General features: G+C 42.7%; 9 protein-coding genes and 1 rRNA gene. 8 read left to right on the top strand and 2 right to left on the bottom strand.

Going from position 1 to position 15,489, the window contains the following annotated elements; translation table 11 throughout:
- Positions 1-12 precede the first annotated feature (12 nt).
- The 7 genes from rrf to AC1D0K_RS04235 all read left to right on the top strand — a co-directional run bounded on the left by rrf (position 13) and on the right by AC1D0K_RS04235 (position 10,569).
- A 5S ribosomal RNA gene (gene rrf / locus AC1D0K_RS04265) occupies positions 13-124 on the top strand.
- A gap of 640 nt (positions 125-764) precedes the next feature.
- Positions 765-1,829 (top strand): AAA family ATPase, encoded by a 1,065-nt coding sequence (locus AC1D0K_RS04260; protein WP_477397210.1) that lies wholly within the window; start codon positions 765-767, stop codon positions 1,827-1,829.
- A 1,839-nt stretch (positions 1,830-3,668) separates the two neighbouring features.
- Positions 3,669-4,334, top strand: a complete 666-nt coding sequence (locus tag AC1D0K_RS04255; protein ID WP_477399219.1) for a hypothetical protein — start codon at positions 3,669-3,671, stop codon at positions 4,332-4,334.
- Positions 4,335-4,759: 425 nt separating this feature from the next.
- The gene (locus AC1D0K_RS04250; RefSeq protein ID WP_477399217.1) at positions 4,760-8,335 is read left to right on the top strand and encodes a hypothetical protein; all 3,576 of its coding nucleotides are present in this window, start codon (positions 4,760-4,762) and stop codon (positions 8,333-8,335) included.
- Positions 8,316-8,765: a response regulator gene (locus AC1D0K_RS04245; RefSeq protein WP_477399215.1), complete on the top strand. Its 450-nt coding sequence runs from the start codon at positions 8,316-8,318 to the stop codon at positions 8,763-8,765. Before AC1D0K_RS04250 ends, AC1D0K_RS04245 begins: the two co-directional genes overlap by 20 nt.
- Positions 8,762-10,006, top strand: coding sequence for a 5'-methylthioadenosine/S-adenosylhomocysteine nucleosidase family protein (locus AC1D0K_RS04240; RefSeq protein WP_477399213.1), 1,245 nt, complete (start codon positions 8,762-8,764; stop codon positions 10,004-10,006). Before AC1D0K_RS04245 ends, AC1D0K_RS04240 begins: the two co-directional genes overlap by 4 nt.
- A gap of 35 nt (positions 10,007-10,041) precedes the next feature.
- Positions 10,042-10,569 (top strand): hypothetical protein, encoded by a 528-nt coding sequence (locus AC1D0K_RS04235; protein ID WP_477442563.1) that lies wholly within the window; start codon positions 10,042-10,044, stop codon positions 10,567-10,569.
- A 682-nt stretch (positions 10,570-11,251) separates the two neighbouring features.
- Here the strand turns inward: AC1D0K_RS04235 and AC1D0K_RS04230 are convergent.
- Together AC1D0K_RS04230 and AC1D0K_RS04225 are read right to left on the bottom strand one after the other, a co-directional pair.
- The gene (locus tag AC1D0K_RS04230) at positions 11,252-11,824 is read right to left on the bottom strand and encodes a cupin domain-containing protein (RefSeq protein ID WP_477396515.1); all 573 of its coding nucleotides are present in this window, start codon (positions 11,822-11,824) and stop codon (positions 11,252-11,254) included.
- A gap of 359 nt (positions 11,825-12,183) precedes the next feature.
- Positions 12,184-14,031, bottom strand: coding sequence for a DNA topoisomerase 3 (locus tag AC1D0K_RS04225; RefSeq protein ID WP_477396517.1), 1,848 nt, complete (start codon positions 14,029-14,031; stop codon positions 12,184-12,186).
- A 569-nt stretch (positions 14,032-14,600) separates the two neighbouring features.
- Here AC1D0K_RS04225 and AC1D0K_RS04220 point away from each other — a divergent pair.
- Positions 14,601-15,485, top strand: coding sequence for a universal stress protein (locus AC1D0K_RS04220; RefSeq protein ID WP_477396519.1), 885 nt, complete (start codon positions 14,601-14,603; stop codon positions 15,483-15,485).
- Positions 15,486-15,489: the final 4 nt, after the last annotated feature.

Genomic DNA, 15,489 nt, shown 5'->3' with positions numbered 1-15,489 from the left:
CTCAAAAGAAATTCAGGTGCCTATATCGGCGGTGTCTACCTCTTCCCATTCCGAACAGAGAAGTCAAGCCCGCCAGAGCCGATGGTACTGCGGTAAAACGTGGGAGAGTAGGTCGGTGCCCAATCTTAAAAGCCCCAAAAGGCTGAATCGTGAAACCCTTCATCTATCTGATGAGGGGTTTTTGCGTTTACAATGCTTCTCCATCCAAGACGGGTGTTCGCTTTTAACGAAGCATCCAGGCTAATCGCTACTTCTCCAAAATTAACATGCTGATCAACAATACATTACCTGTTCGCCATATCCTCACCTGAAAATAGACACTGCTGTAAACCAGTAGCTTAACTTTTTAACCAACCCCACCCCGAACACCCCCGAACACCTGCATGCTGCTGACCCGAACACCCGGGGAAGTCAGTAAATAGAGGTGTTTCAAATACTTTAATTATGCACAATAAATGATCAAAAACGGGCAGCTTTACGCGACATTCTGAAACATTAAATGCAAAAATGTACAGGTTTTTAATAATGTTTTTTTGTCTATCCTTTCCAGACCCTTTGACCATTATCGGGGGATGCCTGTCATGCTTCCAAACTCCTTTGTTTAGGGGTACTGACAAAGTAGTGTCACCACTTTTGTAAACGGTGGGTTGTAAGTTTGTATGGTTTAGATTGGCAGTAGGGAAATTAACGGGATCAGTTTCTCCCCCGACCCCCACAACCCGAATCTCGCAACACGCCCCCCGAACCCCGCAACCCCGAACCCCATGAATACCTACAACATCGACATCTCTTATAAAAACCAACCGGAAGAGCCCGAAACCCACACTACCGACCAGGCAGACTTTGACCATGTGGAACCCGACCTGTACGAAACCAATGGCTTGTTCCACATTTACCGGGCCAACCAGTGGATGGCTATGGAGCGCGAATGTGCCACGCCGCAAATGCTGTTTGGCCGGTTTTGGCTCGAGGGCGAGCTGTGCATCCTGTTTGCCGATACCAATATGGGTAAAAGCATCCTGGCCGTGCAACTGGGCAACAGCATTGCCGCGGGCAAGGCTATCCAGGGGTTCCAGCTGAATGCAAAGCCAGCTACCGTGCTGTATATCGACTTTGAGCTGGCCGGTAAACAGTTTGAACAACGCTATACCGACGAGCGGGGCACCTTTAAATTTAACGACAATTTTTTACGGGGCGAATACAACCAGCTCTACAAACACTACGGCGAAATCAATAAATTTAACGATGAGGTAATTGCCGATCTTACCCGCGGCATCAAGGCCACCGGCGCCACGGTGCTCATTATTGATAATATTACCTGTATGCGCAAGGGAACCGAACGTGCCAACGAGGCCCTGCCGCTCATGAAACAGCTCAAGTACCTTAAAACCCGCCATGGCCTCAGTATCCTGGTGCTGGCGCATACACCCAAGCGCAACGCCGCCCTGCCGCTTAGCCGCAACGATTTGCAGGGCAGTAAAATGCTCATCAACTTTTGCGATAGCGCCTTTGCCATTGGCGAAAGCCATACTATGCCCGGCTACCGCTACCTCAAACAAATCAAACAACGCAGTACCGAAGAAACCTACGGGGCCGAAAATGTTTGCCTCTGCTGCCTCGAACGCCGCAGCAGTTTTTTACAATTCATTTTCCAGGGTAACTGCCACGAGCTCGACCACCTGCTCAGCAATACCCAGCAACTGCGCGACCGCCAGGCCCAGCAGGTTGCCGGGCTCCATACCCAGGGCCTCAGTCAGCGCCAGATAGCGGCCAAACTCAAACTTGGCCTGGCCACGGTGAACAAGATGGTGAATTGGGCGAGAGGTTAGATGTGCGGATTTCAGATTTCAGATGTGCAGATGGGGGAATTTCGGATTTCGGATTTGGGAATTTGGATTTTGAAATTTTTGATTTTTGATTTTTCCTTTTTGTCATCCTGAACGGAGTGAAGGATCTATTGTTCGTCATGCATCTTCGCCCTGTATGGTCTGCTAATAGCTCCTTCGTGCCTATTGACAAGTTATAAAAGTGAAGTCATCCTGAACTTGTTTCAGGACCTCACAGGACAGGTATCCCACATGTAAAATACTTAGCGTTGGGGTGCTGAAACAAGTTCAGCATGACATTGGGTTTAAATCGCCACCTATGACAAATTATAAAAATGAAGTCATCCTGAACTTGTTTCAGGACCCCACAAGACAGGTAGCCCACATGTAATATACTTAGCGTTGGGGTGCTGAAGCAAGTCAGCATGACATTGGGTTTAAATCGCTACCAATGACAAGTTATAAAAATGAAGTCATCCTGAACTTGTTTCAGGACCTCACAGGACAGGTATCCCACATGTAAAATACTTAGCGTTGGGGTGCTGAAACAAGTTCAGCATGACATTGGGGTTAAATCGCTACCTATGACAAGTTATAAAACTGAAGTCGTCCTGAACTTGTTTCAGGACCCCACAGGACAGGTAGCGCACATGTAATATACTTAGCGGGTGGGGTGCTGAAACAAGTTCAGCATGACATTGGGTTTAAATCGCTACCTGTTGACAAGTTAAAAATGAAGTCATCCTGAACTTGTTTCAGGACCCCACAGGACAGGTATCCCACATGTAAAATACTTAGCGTTGGGGTGCTGAAACAAGTTCAGCATGACATTGGGTTTAAATCGCTACCTATGACGAGTTATAAAAGAAGTCATCCTGAATTTGTTTCAGGACCTCACAGGACAGGTAGCCCACATGTAATATACTTAGCGTTGGGGTGCTGAAACAAGTTCAGCATGACAATGGGGTTAAATCGCCACCTATGATAAGTTATAAAAATGAAGTCATCCTGAACTTGTTTCAGGACCCCACAGGACAGGTAGCCCACATGTAATACACTTTAGCATTGGGGTGCCGAAACAAGCATGACATTGGGATCGCGCGCAGAGGCCTTTGCCCACGTACTTCAACGGACTCAGCAATGACAGCCTTTTTTTAAGAAGCCTGATGATCAAGATCTGCACCCATCATAACCCCCGGGCGGGGCGGAGGGAGGGCGTGCTGAGCCGAAAGTACATCAATGGGCAGATGATTCCGGATTAATTTGATTTCAAAATTTGGCGTTTAAATAGTCTTTATTCCCTAAATCCTTTAGCTAAAGGTCCTTTGTCCTAATTCTTCCCTGCTCCGGCAACGCCCTAAGCCCTCAACCAAATAATATCCTATTCCCAAATCCCCCTGTCTTAATTCTTGACTCTAACCTCTTGATTCTTTCCCATGGCGTTTCCCCGTTGATAGAAACGGGGCCGGGCTTTCCATTCATACGCCTGCAGGCCTGCCCCGATACCCGTCGCGGGCATTACGCTCGTCGGCCGGTATCCATTTCAATCCCTAACGCGAACGCAGGTAAATAAACAGGCTTTAGTAGGTAACAATGTTTTTGAATATGGATTGCTGGCGCACGTGCGCCGGCGGCGGACAACTGAAAATGTAACTGTAACCGTCGTTGTGCAATAGCCAACCAACGAAGTTTCAAAAAAATAACGAAAGAAGACACCATACATGCAAACCCTAAATTACTTTAAGTCAGCTAGTAAAAATAAAAAATATATAAAATTAGATATTTAAATTTTATATATTTAACAAGGCATTGTAAGCGAAGCATTTAACTTATCACAGTAATATGGTAACCGTAATTAATATTTTGTTAGCCTTGTTAAGCCTAATTGCCACCCTTTCGGCATTTGGTGGACGGACTTGGATTGAGGCACCAGATCAGCCGCTGAAAAAGCGAATTACAAAGCGAGGGTATATTTCGTTATTCTGCCTTTTTTCCGTATTTACAATTGGCACCTTTAAGGAAATTTATACAAATAACCTTTTAACTAAAAAAGATGACAAAATTGAAAGTCTCAGATCAGACCTTGCAAAAATAGACTCTCGGGTAATAAACTCTGAAGATATCTTGAAAGTAATTAGTGACAGGACTAGATTTCAGGTTCAAACAAGAATGGCTCAGAGTGTAGTTTTGGATGGTATCTGGAATGCTCCATCCTATGTGTATCCTGGGTCTTTTGTGGAATTTTTCACAACGACGCCAAATGCAAATCAACATCTTCAGCTGAAGTATGGCAGCAACGCAAGTGGGTATACAACAGTAGACATTCATTTAAATGGCAGCCCGCACGGATCTCCCTATGCCGTTCCGATTATTGGTCATTCAGGCCAACCCCTTACATTCTCCTTGTTAGGTAGGTGGGGGGGTAAAGTTTTTGTTTATTCAACGCCTGTAATCCGAAGCTCAGAACTTAGTTGGGCGCAAGATGCTATACCCAATGCTACTCATTAAATGTGTAGAGATTTTTTAGGACGACACACCTGCAGCAGCGGCGGCCGGGCTTTCCATTCATACACCTGCAGGCCTGCCCCGATACCCGTCGCGGGCATTACGCTCGTGGGCCGGTACCCATTTCAATCCCTAACGCGAACGCGGGTAAATAAACAGGCTTAATGCTCTGCAACAACACCGTGATTTGCATGCGGGCACACAGGCCTGGAGGCCTGCGGTAGCGGGAAGTGCTTGCGGTAGCGCGGGAAAGTAATTAGTAGTTTGGTAAGACTTTATATCTTCTGCTCATAATTAAATCTGCGATGACAATGAATGAACGAGGCCATTGGCAGTAATAATATATTTTATATGTTTTTTTATCTCGCGTAATCTTATATATTAGCGGGTACAGACGTTAGCCTAAACCGTAAATTATTGATATTCACATGTTGTATAAAAAAAGACGTATTAAATCGGAATCAAACCGAGCGAAACGTAGAGAACTTGAACGTTCAATTGAAAAAAAAAGCGAAGAACTCGATAACATTCCTCCATCGAAGCTTTTATACAAAATAAAGTATGAGCTCCCTGCTACACAGTCCGAATATTTACTTTCAACTTTATCGGAAACACAATTCAATCACATTATAGGCGACTTGTTGCCCTTGACATATGATAAGATCGGTGATAAAAGTATAATTTATTCGAAAAACGAATTTAACAAGGAATTACTTTGGTATAAGAAGATTTTGGCTGGATATAGCGGCAAAATCAATGAGTTTATACAGGCCGAGCAGAAATTTGACTCTGCTTTTTTACAGGGACGTTACGGAGACTGCGAAAGTATTTTGTCAAAAATAGAGATTGAGATTTGCGTATCGCACTGGTCAATTGAGAAACGATTGCTTTTGGCGGAATATCAATATGGTTTCAAGAAAAACAAAGAGACTCTGACAGGAATTCTAAGTAAGAATGTTCATCTTATTACGCGGATCTTTTCCAAATACTTGAGTATAAAAGTAGAAAGAAGCCAATCTTTCGTAAAATATGAAGAAATAGCTAATAATTATCTTCAAGGTTTCGAAGATGAACGGATCCGGGAATACCTGCAATATAAACTGAACTCTTATTCAAAAAGCTTTTATCAATTTAAAGGATTTATCCTGGCAGCGGAAAGCTCTACCTCTATTGTAGACATGTACTTGTCGTTTATCAATATGGCAACGATGACGGCTGCGCAAACTCAAATAAATACGGACGAGCAAAAGACATTGGCTGAGGTGACGGAAGTTTTATACGCATTAATTGATGACAATCGTCTTTACATCGTTAGTCACCTTTTAGGAGGCCGGCTTGAAGCTAAGGTTAAAAGCCCACATAGTTTATATCTAAAGATTTTAAACATTTACACTGTCGGTAATTACGGCCAGGCTAAGAAACAATGTGAACACTATTTTCAGGCTGATGTAAATTGTTTTGAACTTTTCGTTATTTACATCAAATGTTGTATCCGATTAGGTGTGTCACCTGAAAAAATAATGGCGGCGGACGCTTTAGGTTATCGAACATTAATTGATATCAATAACGTTTTTTTGAAAAATGAAGAGACTCAAGCGTCACTTACCAATTTGCAAAAAACGTTTAATGTATTGGGCCGAACGCCATGGACATTTAAAGCATGGACCTTCTTTCTTAATCAGCATTCCGTAGTTGATGAGTATGTGAACATCATAAAGATGTCTCATGTCTATTCTTTTACTTTAAACCCAGCATTATCGATATTTACAAGTAATTATATCGCCGCCGAAAACTATCTTGATACTATAGCCGATAATACTGCCGGATCTGATATTATCAGCTTTTGGAAAAATATTTGTCTCCAGCTAGGGTCGATAAATTTGCCTGATTTTCCAAATTATGCTGATGCGTTTAGAAAGCGAATTTATGCGCCGCAAATTCTTCAGATTAAGCAAGATTTCATAGGGGCTCTCGCCGGGTTCAAAGATTTGTATGAGGATAATGAATTTTCTAGCGAATGGTCATATATTTTCAACCAAGAAGAAGTTATTTACGGCATGGTTTATTGTCACATACCTATGGGGAATTGGCATGGTGCGATGGAGCTTATTACTGACGCAAACTTGGAATGTCCTAACATCGCCATTCGTTTAAGAAATGATTTTCTTATCGGAAAAATTCGACTTACAGAAGACGATGCTCTTATTCGAGATATATCAACTCCGATATTTCTCCACCAATATCAGAAATATATTACGCCCAATGATTTATGGATTGCTTATGATAATTTCCTTAATGCTCACGGGTTAAATTTTCCAAGCGAAATCGAATTGATCAAAGATGAGTTTAATAAAGAGAAACTGATTTATTTTTTAAAGTATATCTGCAGGCCTGAAGTTTATGATTCTTCATACTTGTTTGAAAGCCAGGAGCACCTTGAGAATGAACGCGTGGAGGTTTGCTTATTGCTGAGTAAGCTGGATGAAGAGAATTTTGAGGATTACTTTAATGAAATATCTGAGATTAGTCGGAATCAACTTATTCGCCAAGGCATTAAACAAATAGATGAAAGCAAAATCTATGTTGATGTCCAAGGAATCAGGAAAGCAATCGATAAGGATCTATTGGAAGGATTTAATCGATTGATGAACCTCTTAAGTCTTCCTATTTCTCAAATAGACAAACTTGACACCTCGAATGATGACTATCTTATCTCTTATTACGATAGGTCAAGTGAAGCAAGCAAAATTGCTACTTCCAAGATAAAAATGATCACAACATATTCTCGGTTCGGGCAATGTGTGGAGCTGTTCTTTAAAGTAAGGGATATGTTTATTGCAAGTAATGAATTTGGTATTGATACCTATTTAAGTATGCGCATTCGGCATGGCACCTTGTTGGGTGAGATTAGAAGCGTTTTCGAGGATTATCAACTAATCACCAAAAAGGATGAGTCATCGGAAAAATACCAGGAAAATAGATTTTGGATAGAAAAAATGAGTTTCAGAACTCAAGAGGAGAAATCCGCATTTGATTTGATCTTAGCAGGTTTTTCTGAACAAATCGACAATATTTCCAATGAACTCAAGAATGATCAGCTTCAGATCAATACTGAGAAAAAACAATCCGCAGGATTATTCGATTATTCATTCTTTGAGAACGAACTGCTGCCGTTGTTGAATTGGCTTGGGGTCGTTAGTGACCATTCCGAATTTTTTGATAAGTCTATCGAATTACTCTGGGAAAGGACTCAGCTTATGTTGGAAATCATCCGGGAGGAAATATCTGGTCCCATTAAAAACAATATGTTGAGGTTATTGTCTGAGATGGGTGAAAATCTAGAGAAACGTGTTAACAAACAGGAACACCCTGAACTGAATGACCTGATTCGGAATATTACGCTTTGTAAAACAGAAATTAGCAACAAACTCGATAAAATCGCTGAATGGTTCAATAGAACAAATAATAAAGTAATTAATGACTTTTATTTGCCCTTACCTATAGATGCCAGTGTTGGAACTCTGAAAAGGGTAAAAGAATACTCGAATTTTATCCCCACCATACATAACACATGCATGATGAAATTTGAAGGAGATACATTCGCTCACTTTACTTATATCATGCAGAATCTATTACACAATATTTTAAAGCATGCAAAACTGCCGATAGATCAAGTCAATGCAGAAGTGTTTGCTTCTGAGGCCTATGGTGAATTATCACTTTTAGTAACGAATAATTTCTCTGACGACATTGATCTCGAAGAATTAAATCAAAAGATTAGCAACACCAGACAGCTTTTGACACAGGCGCACGACAATGACCGAACAAGGGATGAGGGCGGGACGGGATATCTGAAAATCAGAAAAACGATAATTACTGATTTAAAGCAAGAGAGCTATCAGATTAATATATCCGAAGTGGATGAGCGCCGGATTTTTAAAACAGAGATAAAGTTTAACTTATTAAAACTCCAGAAAGAATCTAATGAAAGTATTGTTAATTGAGGATGATAGGAACAAATCAAATCAAATCATCGACTCCTTAAGAGAAGGTTTCCCTGAGGGAATAATTGAACTGCGGAGATCGTATCAGTCCGGATTAAAAGAAATCTTTTCAAATAGTTATGATGTTATTTTACTGGACATGCAACTACCAAACTTTGACATAAAATCAGGCGAGGATGGTTATCGCTTCAGAAAATTGGCCGGTGTAGACATATTGAGAGAAATCCAGCGCAAACGCAAAATGTGTAAGGTCATTGTAGTCACGCAATTTGAAACTTTTGGAGAGAATGAATCCTATATTGAACTTCAAGATTTAAAGAAGATGATAAGAGATCAATATGGCAACCTTTATGTAGACACCGTTTTTTACAGCCCCAATCAATCAATATGGAAAAGGCAACTAAAAGAACTTATTAAAAGTGTACAATGATTAAAATATTAGTAACTGATGATGATCAGAACAAATTAAAACATATCCGCTCATTGCTGGATTCCATTCCGGAGATTGAAGGTTTTGATACGGCAACAAATATTATTGCGGCCAAAAAATTGATGGCTTCGCAACACTATGATTTATTGATATTGGATTTATGTTTGCCATTGAGAGATGGCGATGACCCAACCCCAGAAAATGGAATCAATTTTCTCGATGACATCAATCGTGTAAACAGAATTATTAAACCCTACCATATTGTCGGCTTGTCCGAATTCGGTGGATATATAGATCAATTTAAGGAGAAATTTGAAAATCAGCTATGGGCCTTGATTAAATATGAATCGGGCTCAACGTATTGGGAAAACCTCATCAAAGGAAAGCTTACTTATTTGATTGACTCTAAAAGAAGTCTTTTGAATCCCAGGGCCTTATTTTATCAGTTTGATTTGGCTATTATTACAGCGTTACGCCATACGGAACTAGAGGCTGTGCTAGCTCTTCCAGCATCCTGGCAAGCGTTTAAACTTCCAAATGACGCGACGGAATATTTCAAAGGATGCTTTATTCAGCACGAAAAGAAAATTACTGTCATTGCAGCGGCAGCTCCCCAAATGGGTATGGTGGCAGCATCTGTTCTAACGGATAAATTGATTACTAATTTCAGACCCAAGCATGTTGTTATGACAGGTATCGCAGGCGGTGTTAAGGGCGTCGGTAACTTTGGCGATATTCTTGTTGCCGAGATTTCCTACGATAGTGGAAGTGGTAAAATAAAAGCAGATGAGGAAGGTAACACTATTTTTGAGCCTGATTATCGTTCGATTGATCTTAATGTAGATCTAAAAGAAGCTGTATTGTCATGTAAAACAGATCGTAGTTTTCTCGATGACATTAAGAAACGGTGGATGGGTAATAAACCGTCTCCTGAATTAAACATCCACATCGGACCATTCGCCAGCGGTGCAGGGGTTATTCAGAATAAAAAGATTATTGAGGAAATTAAAGGCCATAGTAGAAAATTGATCGGAATTGACATGGAAACTTATGGTGTTTACTATACCAGTAAAAACTGTTCCAAACCCAGGCCATATACTGTTGCTTCTTTTAAGTCATTGAGCGATTTCGGTGACCACGAAAAAAATGATGACTATCAAAAGTATGCCGCGTACACAAGTGCCACTTTCCTATATCATTTTGCCTTAGAAAAAATGGAATTTGATTTAGAGATTAACTAAATAAATGTAGGTGTTTATTTGATTTTTACTTAAAAATGTACAAGATTGTAAAAAATAGGGTTGCTGCTAAATCTTTGGCGGACATTAATATACCCGACGAGGTATGGAAACCTGATTTTGATATCGTTGACCGCTATCAAAGCTTTGCAAATGAACTTATGCGAATAGATCTTCTCGCTATAGGTGGATTCGGCTTTCTTATAAAAGATGTTGTGTTAGAGAAATCTAATAAGCTTACTTCCACGTGTGTCTACATAATGGTTGTTGCATTAATATGCATTGTGTTGTCTTTGGCGGCAGTTTTGTGTCATAGATTCTTTTCAACATCTTGTCTTTATTATCAAGTGTTAATTATGAGGAGTTTGAAAAGGCTTGAGAATGCCCATTGGTCGGAAACAGAAATACATGACGAAAAAGTGTTTCTCGCCCAAGCTCGTAAGAACCAAACCAAACAATCTGCTTTTAGTCACCTAATATTGATGATTGCTGCAATTTCTTTCATAATAAGTTTGGTATTAGTCATGTTGGTGTTTTACAAAGCGATATTGCCCGTTATAACTTAATAAACCCTTCTTAACGCAAGTGTTGTGTGGCCGCATGCGGGTTAGGCCACTTGTGATTTTATTGACGAAATATATTGAGAAACCCCAGCTACCGCAAGCACTTCCCGCTGCCGCAGGCCTCCAGGCCTGTGTGCCCGCATGCAAATCACGATGTTGTTGTAAAGCCTTAAGCCTACAGTTACCCGTAGGCTCGCGTTAGTGATGGAAGTGGATACCGGCCCGCGCCTAATGCCTCGTGCGCGTATGAACGGACAGCACGGCCCGCAGGGAACGCCATAATTAATTCAAAAGTCAAAAAGGGAGGTTTGACTCAAAAAATTTTTGTCATGTTGAGTTTTAAAATCCAAGGAATCTGAAGGTGGAAATGACAAGGCGTTTCAGCACCCCAATGCTAAGTGTACTTCATGCGGTCCACCGGTCCAGTGGGATCCTGAAACAAGTTCAGGACGACTTCAGTTTTATAACTTGTCATAGGTAACTTGTTTCAGCACCCCATTTGCTAAGTGTACTTCATGCGGTCCACCGGTCCTGTGGGATCCTGAAACAAGTTCAGGACGACTCAGTTTTATAACTTGTCCATAGGTAGGAACGAAGCATCTGCCCGCGTGCTATCCCGGCGAAGAGGCATGACGTGCAGATCCTTCGCTATGCTCAGGATGACAAAAGGGGCGAGTTGACCCGCTTACTCCAATTTTAAAGGTGGACCTACCAGCTGCATTTCATGGTCGGCGAAAATTTTTTCAAGTTCGGCGTGTGATGGGTCGTGGTCTAATGCCTGCATGGTTATAAAAAACTCTTCCAGTTTACCTGCCGGCTGAAAAATAACGGTCATTTTTCCTTTTTCGCTTACCTGGGTCCACGCGTGTGGCACGGCCCTGGGCAAAAAGATACTATCGCCGGCGCTTAAATGAAACTTATCATCGCCTGCTTTAAAAAAATATGATCCCTGTAAAACGTAAAAAATTTCGTCCTGCTTTGGATGAACGTGCAGGGGAGTACCCCGCCCTTGGGATAAACTGGTTTGTTCGAAAATAGCCAGGTCGCCATCGGTATCTTTCCCCGATATTTTTACATCCATTATATTTTCATTTACCCCTTTTAGTTTAATATGCCCATGGATCCTGCCTTCGCCAGCCTGTATTTTAAAGCCATTACCGGCACGGTACTGCACGTATTTTTTAATGCCATTGGCAAAAGGTGTTAAGGGGAGAGCCGCAAAGGTTAAAATGGAGCTGATAAATTTATTGCGTTTCATAAGCAAAGATTTATTGGTTTACGGAGCCGGACGGGGTGGTGTAAGTGTGTTGATATAAAGGTAGTTATAAATGAAATAAAAATTGTAAAATAAGTGGCAACGACTCACCCCGGCTGCGCTCCGCTGGCCGACCCTCTCTTCACCTGCGGTGGAAAAGAGGGTTTGGGAAGTTAAAAAAATGAAGTCATCCTGAACTTGTTTCAGGACCTCACAGGACAGGTAGCCCACATGTAATATACTTAGCAAGTGGGGTGCTGAAACAAGTTCAGCATGACATTGGGTTTAAATTACTTTGTCATTTCTATCTTCAGAGGCCTTTACCCGCTATGGTTCGACAGGCTCACCATGACAGCCTGTATTTATTTAGCCACCGCTGCAACCGGCTGCGCTATTTTCAGCGACTTACCTTCGCGTAATAATTCCTGGGTAATGGCGCGGGTATAGGTTTTGATCTCTTCCTGGAAATCGGCTACCGAAGCGCCGGTGCGGATCTCTTCCAGTCGCTTTTCCCAGGTACCGGTGAGCTCGGCCTGTGCTATCTGCTGGTTTTTTACTACGTGGTATACCGAGAGCCCGGTTTCGGTAGGTACGAGGTTCTTTTTTTCGCGCGAGATATAGTTGCGCTTTAGCAGGGTTTCGATGATAGATGCGCGGGTGGCAGGGGTACCCAGTCCGCTTTCTTTCATGGCGTAGCGCAGTTCTTCGTCGTCAATCTCTTTGCCCGCGGTCTCCAGCGCTTTCAATAAGCTGGCTTCATTGTACAGGGGCTTGGGTTTGGTTTGCTTCTCTAACAGGGCCTTATCGGTAATGGGCAAGTTTTCGCCTTGCTGCACTTTGGGCAGGGTAGGGTTTTCTTCCTCTTTCTTTTCCTCGTCGGTATCGTTAAATACGGCGCGCCAGCCCGGGGTTTGGATCACCGTTCCGCTGGCCATAAAGGTGGAGCCGGATTCGACGGTGATCTTGGTGATCTCTTTGATACAGTCCTGGTGAAAGGCTTCCAGCATGCGGCCGGCAACCATGTCATAAACGGCCTGTTTATCGGGCGTTAACTGGTAGGGTGTTTCGCCGGTGGGCAGTACGGCATGGTGATCGGTCACCTTTTTGGCGTTCACACTGCGCTTGTTTAGCTTGGCTGTTGATAATACGGTGGCCTGTTTGCCAAAATCGGGATGCTCTTTCAGCTTCTCAATTAAATTGGGTACGCCGGCAAATACATCATCGCCTATATACCTGCTGCCGGTACGCGGGTAGGTTACCAGCTTGCTCTCGTACAGGTTTTGCAGTATGGTAAGCGTTTGATCGGCGGTGAAGCCTTTGCGTTTATTGGCTTCCTGCTGCAGGCTGCTCAGATCATGCAAGAGCGGCGGCGGTTCTTTACGGGGCTTGGCCTCTACATTTAAAATATGGCCGCCATTGGTAAAGCCGCTGTTTACATCCTGCACCAGGTCGACAATGGCCTGGGCTTCCTCTTTGGTTTTAAAGCTTTGTACAGAAATGGCTTTAAATACCTGTCCGTCTTTATCGGGCTGGATGCTTACCTGGTAATAGATCTGGGGTACAAAGTTTTTATTTTCGAGATAGCGCGAGCAGATCATGGCCAGGGTAGGGGTTTGCACCCTGCCCAGCGACAACACCGCCCGGTTACCCGACGACAGGCTAAGCGCCTGCGTAGCGTTCATCCCCACCAGCCAATCCGACTGCGAACGGCAATGGGCCGAATTGAACAGGGTATCATAATCGGTACCGGGCTTTAAATTACGGAAGCCTTCTTTAATAGCTTCGTCTGTTTGCGACGAGATCCACAATCTTTTAAAGGGCTTTTTGCATTTAAGGTAATAGTATATATAACGGAAGATGAGTTCACCTTCGCGCCCGGCATCCGTGGCTACAATGATTTCGGTAGCTTCATCAAACAGGCCTTTTATAATGTCCAGTTGTTTTTTAACCGATGGATCGTCGACCATTCCGGCCTTTGTTTTTACCTTGCGGATGGAGAGTTTAAACTTGGGCGGCAGCATGGGCAGGTTTTGAACGTTCCAGCCGTAATAGCCATATTCCTGCGGGGCAGCTAACTGCAGCAGGTGCCCAAAAGCCCAGGTAAATGTGTACCCTTTGCCTTCCATATAGCCATCTTTTTTGGTGGTAGCACCAAATACTTTGGCAATTTCGCGCGCAACGGATGGTTTTTCGGCTATAATGACTTTCATAAAGTTCTTGTATTAAGTAAAATAGCCTTCAGCAGCATCATTCATTTACCAGTGGCCGAATGTATTGAAATACTGAGGGCTGTGCAACGGGTGTTGATAAAATGGGCGGGGAGGGGATGATTTGGGTACTAAATTTACTTTGTCATAATGAAAGGGCATTGTCCCGCTCATGGCCGCGGGAGGGCCTAGTTCTTTGTCTTGAAATAAAGAACCAAAATTCAAGTCAGCAGAAATGCTTCTTTGCCGCACAAGGCCTCTGCCCTGCAAAACGGGCAAAACCTGGGCTGGAATTATTTTGCCCTTGCCCGCCTATCTCCCACATGCAAAAGCTTCCTATGCCCTGCAGCCGCACAACCCTACATTGTTTTACCCGTTTTCGCCCGAAGCTGTTCTGCTGACGAAAAACAGCCAAAGCTCCGTTGCTGATATTTTTGATATTTTGAGAACAATAGGAGTACGCGTTGGTATAATTTTTGCCCTATAACATAGTTCTTTATGATAAGCGTCATTTATTTTGCGGCTTATAATTGCAAACTTTGTTTACCCTAACCTTCAAAGAATATTGCAGCATGAAAACCATTATAGTACCCACCGATTTTACTGCACAGGCCGATAATGCCGCCCGTTATGCCATCGGTATAGCCAGGGAAATGAAAAGAGATGTTAAGTTGTGTCATGCTTTATTTGTGCCGATAGAATTACCCATGGCCGATCCGGGTTTATGGCCTTTGGAGGATTATGCTTTTTTAAAAGATGCCGCCGCAAAACAACTGGAAGGCTTAGCCGTGGAATTGGAAGATACTATTGATGATGCCGCGAAAGGCCCCACATCAACCCATAAACCAGCCATTAGCTTTGATAATGAGATAGGGCCGGTAACCGATGTTGTAGTGAATTTTATGGACGATCCAAACTCATCATTAGTGGTTATGGGGATCTCCGGAACGGGCGGGTTCGGTCGTTTAATTATGGGAAGTAAAAGCAAGGATCTGGTTGATAAGGCAGATTTTCCGGTTTTGCTGATTCCGGGTTGCGCGGTTTTTAAGGGTATTAAAACAATTATTTTTGCAACAGATTTGAGCGATGGCGATATAGAGGTAATTAAGTCAATTGCCGGTATTGCCAAGGTATTTAAGGCGGAGATCCGTATTTATCATATCACCGGCGAAAAGTATGAAAGGAACGTGAAACGTAACCAGGCAGATACCTTTATGGAAAAATTGACCGGGGAAGAGCATTATTCAAATATATCCTATCATCACTTCAGGGGCATGAATATTAATGATGGCCTCGAGTGGCTTTGCGAACACGGGCAAATTGATTTATTAGCCATGGTGCACCGGCCACATAGTTTGTTGTACAGGGTTTTAACCGGCTGCCATACCCACCACATGGCTCGGCACATCAAGATCCCACTATTGGTTTTTCCGCCCGATTATAATATGTCATTATAAAAAC

The sequence above is a fragment of the Mucilaginibacter sp. P1_A3 genome (assembly GCF_056406855.1).
This window is presented reverse-complemented; position numbering and strand designations above follow the sequence as displayed.